The sequence below is a fragment of the Vibrio sp. OPT20 genome, from assembly GCF_963889365.1.
Lineage (GTDB): Bacteria > Pseudomonadota > Gammaproteobacteria > Enterobacterales > Vibrionaceae > Vibrio > Vibrio splendidus.
Genome location: NZ_CAWPOA010000047.1, coordinates 19,208 through 33,276, shown reverse-complemented (window position 1 = coordinate 33,276; position 14,069 = coordinate 19,208). Strand labels below are relative to the sequence as shown.

Annotated in this window: 19 protein-coding genes; 8 read left to right on the top strand and 11 right to left on the bottom strand. The window is 44.4% G+C overall.

What is annotated here, in order from left to right:
- Position 1 precedes the first annotated feature (1 nt).
- The 8 genes from hpf to AACR09_RS09285 are packed head-to-tail and all read right to left on the bottom strand — an operon-like array spanning position 2 to position 6,156.
- Positions 2–289: a ribosome hibernation promoting factor gene (hpf, locus tag AACR09_RS09320; RefSeq protein ID WP_004735302.1), complete on the bottom strand. Its 288-nt coding sequence runs from the start codon at positions 287–289 to the stop codon at positions 2–4.
- A gap of 60 nt (positions 290–349) precedes the next feature.
- Positions 350–1,810: an RNA polymerase factor sigma-54 gene (locus AACR09_RS09315; RefSeq protein WP_004735303.1), complete on the bottom strand. Its 1,461-nt coding sequence runs from the start codon at positions 1,808–1,810 to the stop codon at positions 350–352.
- Positions 1,811–1,864: 54 nt separating this feature from the next.
- The gene (gene lptB / locus AACR09_RS09310) at positions 1,865–2,590 is read right to left on the bottom strand and encodes an LPS export ABC transporter ATP-binding protein (RefSeq protein ID WP_004735304.1); all 726 of its coding nucleotides are present in this window, start codon (positions 2,588–2,590) and stop codon (positions 1,865–1,867) included.
- Positions 2,591–2,592: 2 nt separating this feature from the next.
- Positions 2,593–3,087: a lipopolysaccharide transport periplasmic protein LptA gene (lptA, locus tag AACR09_RS09305; RefSeq protein WP_004735305.1), complete on the bottom strand. Its 495-nt coding sequence runs from the start codon at positions 3,085–3,087 to the stop codon at positions 2,593–2,595.
- The gene (lptC, locus tag AACR09_RS09300) at positions 3,068–3,631 is read right to left on the bottom strand and encodes an LPS export ABC transporter periplasmic protein LptC (RefSeq protein ID WP_004735306.1); all 564 of its coding nucleotides are present in this window, start codon (positions 3,629–3,631) and stop codon (positions 3,068–3,070) included. Before lptC ends, lptA begins: the two co-directional genes overlap by 20 nt.
- Positions 3,628–4,185 carry a 3-deoxy-manno-octulosonate-8-phosphatase KdsC gene (gene kdsC / locus AACR09_RS09295; protein ID WP_193834379.1) on the bottom strand — a complete coding sequence of 186 codons (558 nt, stop codon included), beginning with the start codon at positions 4,183–4,185 and terminating at the stop codon, positions 3,628–3,630. Before kdsC ends, lptC begins: the two co-directional genes overlap by 4 nt.
- Positions 4,185–5,156, bottom strand: coding sequence for a KpsF/GutQ family sugar-phosphate isomerase (locus AACR09_RS09290; RefSeq protein WP_017080888.1), 972 nt, complete (start codon positions 5,154–5,156; stop codon positions 4,185–4,187). Before AACR09_RS09290 ends, kdsC begins: the two co-directional genes overlap by 1 nt.
- Positions 5,157–5,190: 34 nt before the next feature.
- The gene (locus tag AACR09_RS09285) at positions 5,191–6,156 is read right to left on the bottom strand and encodes a calcium/sodium antiporter (protein ID WP_193834378.1); all 966 of its coding nucleotides are present in this window, start codon (positions 6,154–6,156) and stop codon (positions 5,191–5,193) included.
- A 265-nt stretch (positions 6,157–6,421) separates the two neighbouring features.
- Between AACR09_RS09285 and mlaF the strand changes: the two genes are divergently transcribed.
- From mlaF to AACR09_RS09245, 8 genes are all read left to right on the top strand, one after another.
- Entirely contained in the window at positions 6,422–7,216 is a 795-nt protein-coding gene (gene mlaF / locus AACR09_RS09280; RefSeq protein ID WP_193834377.1) for a phospholipid ABC transporter ATP-binding protein MlaF, read from the top strand.
- Position 7,217: 1 nt separating this feature from the next.
- Positions 7,218–7,997, top strand: coding sequence for a lipid asymmetry maintenance ABC transporter permease subunit MlaE (mlaE, locus tag AACR09_RS09275; RefSeq protein WP_004735312.1), 780 nt, complete (start codon positions 7,218–7,220; stop codon positions 7,995–7,997).
- 2 nt (positions 7,998–7,999) lie between these two features.
- Positions 8,000–8,491, top strand: coding sequence for an outer membrane lipid asymmetry maintenance protein MlaD (mlaD, locus tag AACR09_RS09270; protein WP_017096060.1), 492 nt, complete (start codon positions 8,000–8,002; stop codon positions 8,489–8,491).
- Between the two features lie 61 nt (positions 8,492–8,552).
- Complete coding sequence (locus tag AACR09_RS09265) at positions 8,553–9,155, top strand: MlaC/ttg2D family ABC transporter substrate-binding protein (protein ID WP_133146420.1); 603 nt, start codon at positions 8,553–8,555, stop codon at positions 9,153–9,155.
- Complete coding sequence (locus AACR09_RS09260) at positions 9,155–9,463, top strand: STAS domain-containing protein (RefSeq protein WP_193834376.1); 309 nt, start codon at positions 9,155–9,157, stop codon at positions 9,461–9,463. The genes AACR09_RS09265 and AACR09_RS09260 overlap by 1 nt, the downstream gene beginning before the upstream one ends.
- A gap of 13 nt (positions 9,464–9,476) precedes the next feature.
- Complete coding sequence (gene ibaG, locus AACR09_RS09255) at positions 9,477–9,731, top strand: BolA family iron metabolism protein IbaG (RefSeq protein WP_004735316.1); 255 nt, start codon at positions 9,477–9,479, stop codon at positions 9,729–9,731.
- An 8-nt stretch (positions 9,732–9,739) separates the two neighbouring features.
- Positions 9,740–11,005, top strand: a complete 1,266-nt coding sequence (gene murA / locus AACR09_RS09250) for a UDP-N-acetylglucosamine 1-carboxyvinyltransferase (protein WP_004735317.1) — start codon at positions 9,740–9,742, stop codon at positions 11,003–11,005.
- 150 nt (positions 11,006–11,155) lie between these two features.
- Entirely contained in the window at positions 11,156–11,881 is a 726-nt protein-coding gene (locus tag AACR09_RS09245; RefSeq protein ID WP_029222177.1) for a 1-acylglycerol-3-phosphate O-acyltransferase, read from the top strand.
- 124 nt (positions 11,882–12,005) lie between these two features.
- Here the strand turns inward: AACR09_RS09245 and AACR09_RS09240 are convergent, their stop codons facing one another.
- From AACR09_RS09240 to pyrB, 3 genes are all read right to left on the bottom strand, one after another.
- Positions 12,006–12,395, bottom strand: a complete 390-nt coding sequence (locus AACR09_RS09240) for a RidA family protein (RefSeq protein ID WP_004735319.1) — start codon at positions 12,393–12,395, stop codon at positions 12,006–12,008.
- Between the two features lie 135 nt (positions 12,396–12,530).
- Positions 12,531–12,992 carry an aspartate carbamoyltransferase regulatory subunit gene (pyrI, locus tag AACR09_RS09235; RefSeq protein ID WP_004735320.1) on the bottom strand — a complete coding sequence of 154 codons (462 nt, stop codon included), beginning with the start codon at positions 12,990–12,992 and terminating at the stop codon, positions 12,531–12,533.
- Between the two features lie 12 nt (positions 12,993–13,004).
- Positions 13,005–13,934 carry an aspartate carbamoyltransferase gene (pyrB, locus tag AACR09_RS09230; protein ID WP_004735321.1) on the bottom strand — a complete coding sequence of 310 codons (930 nt, stop codon included), beginning with the start codon at positions 13,932–13,934 and terminating at the stop codon, positions 13,005–13,007.
- Between the last annotated feature and the right edge of the window lie 135 nt (positions 13,935–14,069).

Sequence of the window (14,069 nt, the reverse complement as noted above, 5' to 3'; positions counted from 1 at the left end):
GTTAGTGACTACTTAGCTTTTCTTTGTGCTTGTTGAGTTGGCGGACGAGTTTATCAACCAATGAATCAATCGCGGCATACATGCTTTCATCAGTTGCTGTCGCATGGATTTCCCCCTGATTTATATGCAGGGTAGCTTCCGCGATTTGATTGATTTTCTCAACTTTTAAAACAACCTGAACGCTATTGATATGATCAAAGAAGCGCTCAAGTTTGTCGAATTTAGTGCGAACATAGTCTTGCATTGAATCGGTAAGATCAACGTGATGGCCTTGAATATTGATTTGCATAGACTTTCCTTTTCAGTTGGTTGCCAGGTTATAACTAAATTAATAGCTAACTAAATTAGCTTATAGCAGGCGTTTACGCTGACTCGATGGGGCAATGCCCAGAGACTCACGGTATTTCGCTATGGTACGTCTAGCTACCTGAATTCCTTGGTCAGCCAGTAAAGCAGCAATCTTACTGTCACTGAGAGGCTTCGCGGTATTTTCCGCTGCGACAAGCTTCTTAATCAGTGCGCGAATTGCTGTAGATGAACATTCACCGCCATTGTCAGTGCTGACATGGCTTGAGAAAAAGTATTTGAGTTCGAAGATGCCACGTGGCGTGTGCATGAATTTTTGAGTCGTCACACGAGAGATCGTGGATTCGTGCATATCAACGGCTAACGCAACATCATTCAGAACCATTGGCTTCATCGCTTCTTCGCCATGTTCGAAGAAATCACGCTGATGTTCAACAATGCATCGCGCAACTTTGAGTAGCGTCTCATTTCGGCTTTCCAAGCTTTTGATTAGCCATTTTGCTTCTTGCAAATTTGAGCGAATGAATTGGTTGTCTGCGCTGCTGCCCTTGCTACCAAGAGCGGCATATTGCTGATTTACTTTCAGCTTAGGGACACTATCAGGGTTAATGGTGACTAACCACTTTCCAAGATCTTTGAACACCGTTACGTCTGGAACCACATATTCAGTTTCGTCCGGTGTAATCTTACTGCCAGGTCGAGGATCCAGTTGCTGAATCAGCTGCAGAACCTCACGTAGTTCCGCTTCTTTCAGCTTGGTTTCTTTGATGACTAATTTGTAATCGCGGTTACCGAGTTGGTCGATGTGGCTAGTAAGTACTAACTTAGCTTCGTTAAGCCAAGGGGTATCCTGGGGAAAGGTTGCCAGTTGCAGTAACAAGCAATCTTGTAGGTTCACTGAACCGACACCCAGCGGGTCAAACTGCTGAACTCGTTTGCGGACGGCTTCAATCTCATCAAGCTCTACTTCTTCGCTATCGAAGTTTTCAAGGATATCTTCACAAGATACGGTGAGGTAGCCATAGTCATCAATGGCATCAATCAGCGCGAAAGCAATGCTTCGGTCAGTTTCAGAGAATGGTGTTAGGTCGAGTTGCCAAAGTAGGTAATCGTGTAGGCTTTGAGTCGTTTCGCCTTGATAAACAGGCATGTCGTCATCAATCGCAATACCCGTGTTACCTGTGTTGGCGCTGTAGACGTCTTCCCAAGTTGTGTCGATTTCTAGTTCGTTGCCAATTTCTGATTTTTCGATTAAGTCTGAACTATCAGGTAAATCTTGCTCTGTGGCTTCAACTGTTTCTTTCTCGTCACTGCTAGGTTTCTCTTCCGATGTAGGCGTATCTTCATTGCCTTCTTCGACATCGAGTAGTGGATTAGATTCAAGTGCTTCTTGAATCTCTTGCTGCAAATCTAAAGTAGACAATTGCAACAAACGAATCGCTTGCTGCAATTGAGGAGTCATTGCTAACTGTTGGCCTAGCTTAAGTTGTAATGAGGGTTTCATTCAGTGTGACTTACCTAGTTATTATTCTTAGAACTCTCGATACTCTCTATATAATCATAGACGGAATTGTTCGCCTAGATAAACTTGTTTAACTTGTTCGTTATTGAGAACATCTTCAGGAGTACCCTCAGCGATCAGGTGTCCTTGGCTTACGATGTAAGCTTTTTCACACACATCTAATGTTTCACGAACGTTGTGATCGGTAATCAAAACGCCCAAGCCGCGATCACGTAGGTGAACAATGATTTTCTTGATATCGATAACTGAGATCGGGTCAACACCGGCAAACGGTTCATCCAGCAGAATGAATTGCGGGTTTGCTGCTAGAGCTCGAGCAATCTCCACACGACGACGCTCACCACCTGACAGAGCCATACCATTACTGGTGCGGATATGTTGGATGTGGAACTCTTCTAGAAGGTCTTCCAGCTTATCTTGGCGCTGTTCGTTAGTCATCTCATCACGGGTTTGTAAAACGGCCATGATGTTGTTCTCAACAGACAATTTACGGAAAATCGATGCTTCTTGCGGTAGGTAACCGATACCAAGACGAGAACGACTGTGCATTGGCAAGATACTGATGTCACGGTCGTCAATGCTGATAGTTCCTTCATCACGCGCAACCAGGCCTACTATCATATAGAAAGAGGTCGTTTTCCCCGCACCGTTAGGGCCAAGCAGACCAACGATCTGGCCTGACTCTACCTGCAAGCTTACATCGGTAACAACTTTGCGCTTGCTGTAGGTTTTCGCTAGGTTTTTTGCTTTAAGAACAGCCATCGTTACTTATTCACTTCCGTTGGTTGTAAAACCGTTGACACTCGTTTGTTTTCACCACTGTCAGCGACTAATTTTTGAGAGCCGATCTGGTAGGTGATCTTAGAGCCACGAATGATGCTGCCATCTTGAGATAGCATTGCATTCTTAGTCATGATCAATTTGTCGGCAACAAGCTGGTAATGTAAGTCATCAGCTTCACCGTAGAGTGTCTTCCCGTCGTCAGTCAGTTGAGAGAAGGTCGCTGGCTTACCGAAGCCTTGAATTTCTTCAATCTCACCGTTTACGGCGTTGCGGGTAACAATAACCTTATCGGCATTGATATTGATGCTGCCTTGCTTAAGGTTTACATCACCAAGGAAAGTCACTTGGTTACTTTTCATATCCAATTGCTGGCTGTCTGAGTCAATGTAGACAGGTTGCTCGCTATCCGAAGAAAGGGCATAGACATTAGGCGCCGCAAGGGTCAAAGCGAATAAACTAAGGTGTAAGAGTTTCATATCTACCTTGAACAGAATTAAAGAGGGTTGCATTGTTGGTACCGAAGTTACCTTTCATTGCTTGTCCCTCAGTTTCAAAAAATGTACCGATCATATGGACCGGAGTCTCTGAATAAAAATCTCGGCTAGGCAGCTCAACAACCATTTTATCTGTGGTCATTGTATCGAAGCTGGCTTCTGGCAACAGGTTCTTTGCCACGACGTTGTCATAAAACGTGACAACTTGATTCTCATCCATAATCGCGCGATCAGCGGTGACTTGCCATTCAATCGTGTGCCCTTCTCGGAATACCGAAAGAACCGGGTTTTGAAAGTGCGTATCGCCAACCACTGAGTAGTGCTCTAAATACGTCGATTCAACCTGATAGCTACGAATACCGCTTTCGTCATAGCTAATGTTGTTTAGACTTTTGCCACTAAACGCGGGCAGCTCCAAATTTGGAGCCACTTGTATCGTTGATGTTTGCTCTTTGTCGTACAAGTAATAGGTCGACCAAGAGGCAATAAATATGAGTATTAAATAGATAATACGAGTAAAACTCATATGCTTAAACCTTTATGCACGTCGAGTTCATTTCTTGCTTGTAAAATAAGGTCGCAAATTTCACGTACCGCACCGTGACCACCGTTAATGGTTGTCACGTAATTTGCACGCTTTGCAAGTAGTGGATGACCATCTGCAACACATACTTTCAAGCCAACTTTTTCCATCACAGGCCAGTCGATCAGATCGTCTCCGATGTAGCCCGTATTTTCAGGATTTACAGAAAGCTTATCGCAAATATCTTGGTATGCCTTAACTTTATCATCCTGACCTTGGTAAATAAGCTTAATACCGAGAGCGGTCATTCGATTCTCAACAATTTGAGATTTACGGCCAGTGATGATCGCGATTTCGATACCAGCGTTCATCAGTGACTTAATGCCATAGCCATCACGAGTGTGGAAGGTTTTCAGTTCTTCACCGTTGTTGCCCATGTAGATGCGACCATCTGAGAATACGCCATCGACATCGCAAATAAGCAATTTGATCTCTTTTGCTACGGCAAACACTTCTGAATCTACCGTGCCGTATAGAGTTTCGACTGTCTGTGTCATTACATTACTCCTGCTTTCAGTAAGTCATGCATGTTTAACGCTCCGACTAGTTTGCCTTCATGGCACAGCATTAGGCCATTGATGCTCTTAGCTTGCATCAAGTTCAAACCCTCAACCGCGAGCATGTTTGGTTCTGCTACCGTCGGATTTAGCGTCATCACGTCGCCGATCTGCGTATCATGGATATCGATGCGCTTGTCTAGGATACGGCGCAAATCACCATCAGTAAAAATACCGGCCATTAGACCGTCTTCACCCACGACTGCCGTCATCCCCAAGCCTTTTTGAGATATCTCCAAAAGAGCGTCTCGTACCAATGCTTCCGGTGCTACCACTGGAAGTGCATCGCCCGTATGCATGATATCTTCAAGCTTCAATAATAGTTGTCGACCCAAAGCGCCGCCAGGGTGGGACAAAGCAAAATCTTGCGCAGTAAAGCCTCTGGCTTGTAACAGTGCGACGGCTAATGCATCACCCATCACCAAGGTTGCCGTGGTGCTGGTTGTTGGTGCAAGCCCTAATGGGCACGCTTCTTCTGGCACTGATATTTGTAAATGAATATCAGACAAAGTCGCCATGTTTGATGCTGGCTTACCTGTCATGCTGATAATCTTGATGTTCAAACGCTTCAATACCGGGAATAAGCTTAGGATTTCACCTGATTCGCCAGAGTTGGATATTGCTATCACAACATCGCCAGCCCCGATCATTCCTAAGTCACCGTGCGCAGCCTCCCCTGGGTGTACGAAGAAAGCGGATGTCCCAGTACTTGCTAGTGTTGCTGCTATTTTTTTTCCGATGTGGCCAGATTTCCCCATGCCCATCACAACCACTTTTCCTTTGTTGTTCAGGATAAGGTCGCAAGCTTTGCAAAAGTCATCATTAAAATATTGGTCCAATTGAGTAAGACCTGCAACTTCGGTTTCCAAAACTTGCTTTGCAACACTGCGATAATCGAATGACTGAGACATTAAATACTCCAAGTACGGGAAGTTAAATCAATAATTAAGCTGACATGTTCATAAGTAGGTAAGCTTGGTAGGCCACGAATGTCACTATTAACACACCGCCTTCAATACGATTCACACTACGTGATTTACCTAGCGCCATGACGACAAGCAGTAGCGATACACCTAGCATTACCCAGAAATCACGACCCATCGCAAACTCGCTCAAGACTGAAGGGTTTAGGATGCCAGGGATACCCATAACAGCAAGGATGTTGAATACGTTCGAGCCAATGATATTACCCACGGCCATATCATCCTCCCCCTTCATTACGCCAGCAAGTGATGCTGCTAGCTCAGGCAGGCTTGTACCAACGGCAATAATGGTTAAACCAATCACAAGGTCGCTCATGCCAAATAACTTCGCGATAACAACGGCGTTATCAACCAACATGTTGGCAGCTAGAGGCAGTATTATCAGACCAACTACCACCCACATTGCGGCTTTAGGGTTGCTCACACCTTCAGGAACTTCAGATTCTTGTTCTTCAAGGAAGGCATCGCCGTTCTTTTTCTCACTGCGGCTGATTTGCAGCATCGCGAATAAGAATGCGGCAAAAAGAACAAACAATAATACGCCTTCGTAGAACCCTAAATGGTTGTCCCACAGCAAAGCGCCCGCTAGTAGAGTGACACCAATCATCAATGGTAGTTCACGGCGAATCACACCAGAGCTAATTGATAGCGGTTTGATAAGCGCTGTAATACCCAAAATCAGTGCGATGTTGGCGATGTTTGAACCGAGAACGTTACCTACAGCCGTATCTGTTTTTCCATCAAGAGCAGCTGTTGCTGAAACCATCATTTCAGGAGCCGAAGACCCCATTGCTAGAATCGTCATACCGATAACTAATGGTGAGATACCAAAGTTGCGAGCAAGAGCAGCGGCGCCGTAAACCAGCTTATCTGCACTCCACACCAAAAAACCTAGACCGATAATAAGAAACGCAATCGCTTCAAGCATGATGATTCCTAAAAAATTAATAAAAAACGGAGAATTAACCGCTAATTTTGACCTGTTGCTAGATAAAAGGGAAGTCACTCGGCAAATTAATTACCAGTTAGCAGGCAAGAAAGAGAGCTCAATAGATAATTTTCTAATGCTTTCAAATCCCTGCATAGATTCCAGTTTAATATGAATTAATTGAACAGTGCTTTTAATTCTAAAGTAGACTCATTATTATTGCAGCCATAATTGGCGTATTTTAAAGCAAGGAAACAACAAAAATATGTTGAACACTGAGCTTGTGAAAGTTAAGAACCTCAGCTTCTCACGCGGTGAGCGCGTTATCTTTGATGACATCAGTTTAGAGGTGCCTCAAGGCAAAATAACCGCAATCATGGGCCCGTCAGGGATCGGTAAAACGACCTTGCTGCGTTTGATTGGCGGACAATTACCGCCAGATGAGGGCGAAATTTGGTTTGATGGCGACAGTATCCCTGCATTATCACGTCGTAAGCTATATCAAGCCCGCAAGAAAATGAGCATGCTTTTCCAATCGGGTGCACTTTTTACTGATCTTAATGTCTTTGATAATGTGGCGTTTCCGCTGCGAGAGCACACTGAACTTAATGAAAAATTCATTCGTACCATCGTATTACTTAAGCTTGAAGCGGTAGGGTTACGAGGTGCTGCGCAATTGATGCCGAGTGAATTGTCTGGTGGGATGGCGAGACGTGCCGCGTTGGCTCGTGCGATCGCATTGGATCCAGAACTCATCATGTACGATGAACCATTTGTTGGCCAAGACCCGATCACTATGGGCGTCTTGGTTGAGCTGATCCGTAATCTCAATCAAGCTTTGGGCTTAACCTCTATTGTCGTTTCTCACGATGTGCCTGAGGTGATGAGTATTGCCGATTGGGTTTATCTGATGGCTGATGGAAAAATCATTGCTGCTGGTGCGCCTGATGAGTTGTACAACAACAGCGATCCGAGAGTGCAGCAATTTTTGCAAGGTGACGCGGATGGCCCTGTGCCGTTTAGATTTCCTGCGAAGAGCTTAAAAGAGGATTTGTTTTAATATGATTGTTAAAGCTATTGCGGGTGTCGGTAAGCGAACACTTGCGATCTGTGAGTCATTTGGTCGAGCAAGCCTGATGTTATTTGGGGCTTTGTTTGGCATCCCGAGACTAAAGAATTTCCCTTTATTCGTTAAACAACTTTATAGCGTTGGTGTTCAGTCATTAGCTATCATTTTAGTTTCGGGTTTGTTTATTGGCATGGTGCTCAGCCTGCAAGGCTATGTCGTGTTAATCGACTACGGTGCTGAAGGTAACCTTGGTCAAATGGTCGCGCTTTCACTGTTACGTGAGTTGGGCCCAGTGGTGACTGCGTTATTGTTTGCAGGCCGCGCAGGTTCAGCATTAACGGCTGAGATCGGCTTAATGAAAGCAACCGAACAGATCTCTAGCCTTGAAATGATGGCCGTCGATCCTCTCAAACGCATTATTGCGCCACGCCTTTGGGCCGGGCTTATCTCAATGCCACTGCTCGCTATGATCTTTATGGCGGTCGGGATTTGGGGGGCTCAGTTAGTTGGTGTTGATTGGAAGGGCATTGACCACGGCAGTTTCTGGTCAGCGATGCAGTCTTCCGTTGAGCTAGGTCGAGATATTGGTAACAGCACGATCAAATGTATGGTCTTTGCTATCACAGTAACTTGGATCGCACTTTTTAATGGTTATGATGCGGTACCGACCTCAGAAGGTATTAGTCAGGCAACCACACGCACTGTAGTGCACTCTTCTCTAGCGGTATTAGGGCTAGATTTTGTTCTTACCGCATTGATGTTTGGGAATTAATCATGCAACAAACTCGAAAATTAGAATTATGGGTCGGCACCTTTGTTATTGTCGGAATTTGCGCAATCTTAATCATGATCTTTCAAGTCGCTGACGTAAAAGGCTTAGGTTCGAACCATACTTACAATCTAAAAGCGACTTTTGACAACATTGGTAGCCTAAAAGTTCGCTCTCCAGTGAAGGTGGGTGGCGTCGTTGTCGGTCGAGTTAAAAGTATTGAGCTTGATACCGAGAGTTACCTTCCTGTCGTTGAATTATCTATTGATGCGAAGTACTCACAATTTCCAGATACCTCTAGTGCTCAAATCTTAACGTCTGGCTTAATTGGTGAGCAATACATCAGTCTTGTTCCTGGCTTCATTTTTGAAGATGAAGAGATGTTGGTTGATGGTGACTCGATTGAAGACACCAAATCAGCATTAGTGCTCGAAGATTTGATAGGCCAGGTGCTGTATAGCGTTGGCGGTTCTGATGATAATGAAGCTAAGGAGTAGTCTCATGTTAAAGACGAATAGCCTATTGAAAAAATGGTTTATAACTGCGGTTGCTTTGCTGATGTCGACTCAAGTTCTTGCTGAAGAATCGATTGATCGCACTCAGCCTTATCAGATGATGACGCAAGTTGCTGAAGTGGCATTTGATCGTTTGAAGAGTGAGCAAGAGAATATCCAGCAAGATCCTGAGTTATTGAAGGTCATTGTGGAAGAAGAGTTGATGCCCTATGTTAATGCTCAATATGCAGCTCTTAAACTGCTAGGTCCAAACTTGAAAGGCGCGGATAGAAAAGACGTGGGCGTGTTTATCGATGCGTTCCGTAAATACCTTGTTTCTTCTTACGCTCAAGTACTGACTCAGTACACAGATCAGACGATTGAATTTGGTCCAGAACCAAAAATCAAAGCAGATAGCCGTATTACCAGTATTAAGGTTAGTATCATAGATACGCCGCGACCAAACATTAAGCTTGAATTTAAGTTACGCAAAGACAAGAAGTCGGGCGAGTGGAAGGCGTTTGATATGGTTGCTGAAGGTATTAGCCTATTATCGAGCAAGCAATCAGAGTGGAATACTAAAATTCGTCAAGAAGGCATCTTACAAGTTGCCGATGAATTAGAGAAACTTGCAGCACAACCGATTCGTTTTGAGAGTAATAAATAATGAGCCACTCTCAATGGCAAGAACTAAGCTCTAAAGAGTATCAGCTGCTCGGTGATATAGACCGAGACAGTGTCCCTGCAATCTGGCGTATATTGGAAAAGTGGCAAACGACGGAATCGAGCGTTGAAATTGACCTTAGCCATATAAATCGAGTCGATTCAGCAGGAATGGTGATGCTAATTCACTTATTAGAGCATGCAAAAAATCAAAACTGTCATATAATGCTCAGTTTCGTGCCAGAACAATTACGAACGTTGTTCCAATTGAGCAATATCCAGCCAATGATGGCAGAACACATAAAAAATTAGGCAGGAGCTATTTGTGGACAGCACAAAAGTACAAGAATTATTAGCAGCGGCACTGAACCTTCAGGAAATTTTCGTGAAGGGTGAAGGCAGTCATTATGAAGTTGTTGCGGTTGATGCATGTTTTGACGGCATGAATCGAGTTAAGAAGCAGCAACTAATCTACGGCCCACTAATGGAATACATTCAACGCAATGACATCCATGCTCTTTCTATTAAGGCTTTCACGCCAGAAGAGTGGGAACGTGATAAGAAACTGATGTCACTTTAAGGTTTATGATGGAAAAGTTTCGAGTTATTGGATCGGATAAGCCGTTAAGCGGTGAAGTGACGATCTCAGGCGCAAAAAATGCAGCGCTACCTATTTTATTCGCCTCAATCCTTGCTGAAGAGCCGGTTGAAGTGAGTAATGTTCCTCACCTACGTGACATCGATACTACGATGGAACTACTTAAGCGTTTAGGCGCAAAAGTATCACGTAACGGTAGTGTTCATGTTGATGGCAGCGAGATTAATGAATTTTGTGCGCCTTATGATTTAGTAAAAACAATGCGTGCTTCTATTTGGGCTTTAGGTCCTCTAGTCGCTCGTTTTGGTGAAGGCCAAGTGTCACTTCCTGGTGGTTGTGCAATTGGCGCTCGACCTGTTGATTTACATATCCATGGCCTAGAGCAACTAGGTGCGACCATTAAGTTGGAAGATGGTTATGTAAAAGCAAGTGTTGACGGCCGTTTGAAAGGCGCGCACATCGTGATGGATAAAGTAAGTGTGGGTGCCACCATTACTATCATGTGTGCAGCAACGCTAGCGGAAGGTACAACTGTATTAGATAACTCAGCGCGTGAGCCTGAGATTGTTGATACGGCTGATTTCCTAAACAAACTAGGTGCTAAGATTTCTGGCGCAGGTACAGACACGATTACTATCGAAGGCGTTGAACGTCTTGGTGGTGGTCATCACTCTGTGGTTGCTGACCGTATCGAAACGGGTACGTTCCTTGTTGCTGCTGCTGTTTCTGGCGGTAAAGTGGTTTGTCGCAACACCAACGCTCATCTTCTTGAAGCTGCATTAGCGAAGCTTGAAGAAGCGGGTGCGAAGGTTGAAACGGGCGAAGACTGGATCAGCCTTGATATGACAGATCGTGAGCTGAAAGCGGTGAAAATCGTAACAGCACCTCACCCAGGTTTCCCTACCGACATGCAAGCACAGTTTACTCTGCTCAATATGATGGCGAAGGGCAGTGGCGTTATCACTGAGACTATCTTTGAAAACCGCTTTATGCACATTCCTGAATTACAGCGAATGGGCGCAAAAGCGGAAATCGAAGGCAACACGGCTATCTGTGGTGAAACTGAGAAGTTAAGCGGCGCTCAAGTAATGGCAACGGATCTTCGTGCATCTGCGAGTCTAGTTATTGCTGGTTGTATTGCCCAAGGCGAAACTATCGTTGACCGTATTTATCACATCGATCGTGGCTACGATAAGATTGAAGATAAACTTTCAGCTTTAGGCGCAAACATTACACGATTTAGCGAGTCGAACTAACTTAGGTTAGTGGATTCATGAATCAGTAAGATGAAAACATAAAAGTCGGAACCTTGGTTTCGGCTTTTTTATAGTTGTATTTACCGCAAGTGAATCTATTGCCTATTTTGTGTGAATAGATGAATCAACTTGGCGGTTGTGAGGAGCAAAATGATAGCAATATTACGTATTTTCGCAGTGGCGATATTTGCGATTCTTATGTTTGTATTTGGTTGTGGCTATTGTCTATTAAGCCCACGTAACCCGAAACACGTATTTACCTTTGGCCGTTATTTCGGTCGCATGTCAAAAATCTTTGGTATGAAGTTAGAGCTTCGCATCCCGGAAGATGCTTACTCTCGTGGCCAACATGTTTACGTTGCAAACCACCAAAACAGCTGGGATCTATTCACGATTTCATCAGCGGTAACACCTAAAGTTGTGACAGTAGGCAAGAAAAGCCTAGCGTGGATGCCTCTTTTTGGTCAGCTATACTGGTTGACGGGTAATATCCTAATTGACCGAGCTAACCGTAGCAAAGCGGTAGGTACGATCGATCAAGTGGTTACTAGTCTAAAAGAGAGTGATGTTTCGGTTTGGATGTTCCCTGAGGGGACTCGTTCTCGTGGTCGTGGTTTGTTGCCATTCAAAACGGGTGCTTTCCATGCTGCGATTGGCGCTGGCTTACCTATTATCCCTATCGTGTGTAGCTCAACTGGTGGCGTGAAGCTGAACCGTTGGAACAATGGTCATGTGATTGTTGAAATGCTACCACCAATCAGCACTGAAGATTACGATAAGTCTAATGTTCGTCAACTGGCTAACTTAGCCCGTGAGCAGATGGCTGCTAAGCTTGAAGAGTTAGACAAAGAAGTGATTGAGCTTAATAAGAAGTAATCATCTAAGTGAAATGATGAACAATAAAAAAGGTTGCCAATTTGGCAACCTTTTTTGTATCTGATAAACGCTCAGCGTTATGCCAACTTGTTTACTAGAAACCGTTTATTCTATAGGTAAAAAACTATTTGCGAACCGCAATAGCTTCGATCTCGATACCTACATCTTTTGGTAGACGAGCTACTTCAACACATGAACGTGCAGGGTAATTTGCAACGCCGTGCTCATCAAAGAACTTACCGTAAACTTCGTTTACTGTGCCGAAGTCGTTTAGGTCTTTAACGAATACCGTTAATTTTACGATGTCTTTTACAGTCAGGCCAGAAGCTTCAACAACTGCTTGAACGTTGTCTAGAGATTGGCGAGCTTGCTCTGCGATATCAGCAGATACTTCACCAGTTGCTGGGTTTACTGGGATTTGACCAGAAGTCAGAACCATATTGCCAAGGTCAACACCTTGTACGTATGGGCCGATTGCAGCTGGAGCAGATTCTGTGTGAAGTACTTTAGTCATTGGTTATTCCGTCAGTTATTGGATAAAAAGCAATTTTTAGTGTGCCTTCAAACTCAGGATAGGTAAAGAGCAAAATACCCCGCACAGGCGAGGTATTGAATAGTTTTTGCGTTCGATCGGCGTTGCCGTATGACGTTATCTTTCTGTCACGATCTCACGAGAGAATACTTTTTCGCAGTACTTACACTTCAATCGAATATCTTCTTTCTTTTCAAAGATCTTAAAGCTGCTTTCTACGGGCTCATTGTGAGTAATACAGTTGGTGTTTGGACACTCAAACACATCGTTGATTTGCTCAGGAAGTTCTAGTGGTAGCTTCTTAACCACTTCGTAATCTTCGATTTGGTTTACCGTTGCGTGAGGTGCGTAAAGTGCTAACTTGCTCGCCTGCTCTTCAGTGATAAACACATTCTCTATCTTGAGTAAGTCTTTGCCGCCTAGAGCAGAAGATGGCAGGTTTAGGCCAATCGTTACTCGCTGATTTGAGTTATGCATGTCGAACAGTTTGAGTACCTTGATCCCGATGTTGGCTGGGATATGGTCGATAACCGTTCCGTTCTTGATTGCTTCAACTTTTAATTGAGTCTCTTTAGACATGATATCTCTCCTCTACAGCGTTTCGTTAAGAACAAGGGCTAGCAGTGCTTCACGTGCGTAAACACCGTTCTCTGCTTGCTGGAAGTAGTAAGCGTAAGGTGTTTTATCGACATCGACAGTAATTTCATCAACACGAGGAAGAGGGTGAAGAACCTTTAGGTTATCACGTGCATTTTCCAGCATCGGAGCAGTCAGGATGTACGCTGATTTGATATGCGCGTATTCCGATTCATCGAAGCGCTCTTTTTGAACTCGAGTCATGTACAAGACATCAAGTTCTGGAATGACATCTTCCATGTCTGTCAGCAGTTGATACTTGATACCCGCTTCATCAAGTTCTTCGCAAATGTAGTCTGGCATCGCCAGTGCTTCAGGTGCTACGAAGTAGAAACAGATGTTATCGAACTTCGCTAGCGCTTGAGTCAACGAGTGAACCGTACGGCCGTACTTAAGGTCACCAACGAATGCAACGTTGAGGTTGTCTAGGCGGCCTTGTGTCTCAGCGATAGAGAATAGGTCTAATAGCGTTTGTGTTGGGTGTTGGTTTGCGCCGTCACCTGCGTTAATAACCGGTACACCGTTAGAAAACTCAGAAGCCAGACGCGCAGCACCTTCTTGAGGATGACGCATTACGTAAGCATCAACGTATGAAGAGATAACCTGTACCGAGTCCGCTAGCGTTTCGCCTTTCTTCGCCAGTGAGGTGTTACCACCACTGTCGAAACCAATCACATCACCACCGATGCGTTGAATAGCCGTTTCAAAAGAGAGACGAGTTCGCGTTGAAGGTTCGAAGAAGCAGCTGGCAACAACTTTGTTCTTGATGAGTTCTGGGTTTGGTTCAGCCTTTAGCTGACCTGCCGTTTGAACAATTAATTCTAGCTCTTCACGAGAAAGCTCTGGAATTGAGATGATGTGCTTTTGATAGAGCGAATTCGCCATGATCTTCTTCCCCACAATAATGTATTGGCCATAAAAAAGCCCCCCATAATGGGAGGCTTTAAAAAAGTGCTGAAAAGCAGAATAGACGGCCTGGCAAGCATGCTAGCTTGCGAGCAATATTTGGTGTTTTCACAA

Bases quoted from the DNA above. Each gene is read 5' to 3' on its own strand.
- hpf (WP_004735302.1), bottom strand. From the start codon at position 289: ATGCAAATCAATATTCAAGGCCATCACGTTGATCTTACCGATTCAATG.
- AACR09_RS09315 (WP_004735303.1), bottom strand. From the start codon at position 1,810: ATGAAACCCTCATTACAACTTAAGCTAGGCCAACAGTTAGCAATGACT.
- lptB (WP_004735304.1), bottom strand. From the start codon at position 2,590: ATGGCTGTTCTTAAAGCAAAAAACCTAGCGAAAACCTACAGCAAGCGC.
- lptA (WP_004735305.1), bottom strand. From the start codon at position 3,087: ATGAAACTCTTACACCTTAGTTTATTCGCTTTGACCCTTGCGGCGCCT.
- lptC (WP_004735306.1), bottom strand. From the start codon at position 3,631: ATGAGTTTTACTCGTATTATCTATTTAATACTCATATTTATTGCCTCT.
- kdsC (WP_193834379.1), bottom strand. From the start codon at position 4,185: ATGACACAGACAGTCGAAACTCTATACGGCACGGTAGATTCAGAAGTG.
- AACR09_RS09290 (WP_017080888.1), bottom strand. From the start codon at position 5,156: ATGTCTCAGTCATTCGATTATCGCAGTGTTGCAAAGCAAGTTTTGGAA.
- AACR09_RS09285 (WP_193834378.1), bottom strand. From the start codon at position 6,156: ATGCTTGAAGCGATTGCGTTTCTTATTATCGGTCTAGGTTTTTTGGTG.
- mlaF (WP_193834377.1), top strand. From the start codon at position 6,422: ATGTTGAACACTGAGCTTGTGAAAGTTAAGAACCTCAGCTTCTCACGC.
- mlaE (WP_004735312.1), top strand. From the start codon at position 7,218: ATGATTGTTAAAGCTATTGCGGGTGTCGGTAAGCGAACACTTGCGATC.
- mlaD (WP_017096060.1), top strand. From the start codon at position 8,000: ATGCAACAAACTCGAAAATTAGAATTATGGGTCGGCACCTTTGTTATT.
- AACR09_RS09265 (WP_133146420.1), top strand. From the start codon at position 8,553: ATGTCGACTCAAGTTCTTGCTGAAGAATCGATTGATCGCACTCAGCCT.
- AACR09_RS09260 (WP_193834376.1), top strand. From the start codon at position 9,155: ATGAGCCACTCTCAATGGCAAGAACTAAGCTCTAAAGAGTATCAGCTG.
- murA (WP_004735317.1), top strand. From the start codon at position 9,740: ATGGAAAAGTTTCGAGTTATTGGATCGGATAAGCCGTTAAGCGGTGAA.
- AACR09_RS09245 (WP_029222177.1), top strand. From the start codon at position 11,156: ATGATAGCAATATTACGTATTTTCGCAGTGGCGATATTTGCGATTCTT.
- AACR09_RS09240 (WP_004735319.1), bottom strand. From the start codon at position 12,395: ATGACTAAAGTACTTCACACAGAATCTGCTCCAGCTGCAATCGGCCCA.
- pyrI (WP_004735320.1), bottom strand. From the start codon at position 12,992: ATGTCTAAAGAGACTCAATTAAAAGTTGAAGCAATCAAGAACGGAACG.
- pyrB (WP_004735321.1), bottom strand. From the start codon at position 13,934: ATGGCGAATTCGCTCTATCAAAAGCACATCATCTCAATTCCAGAGCTT.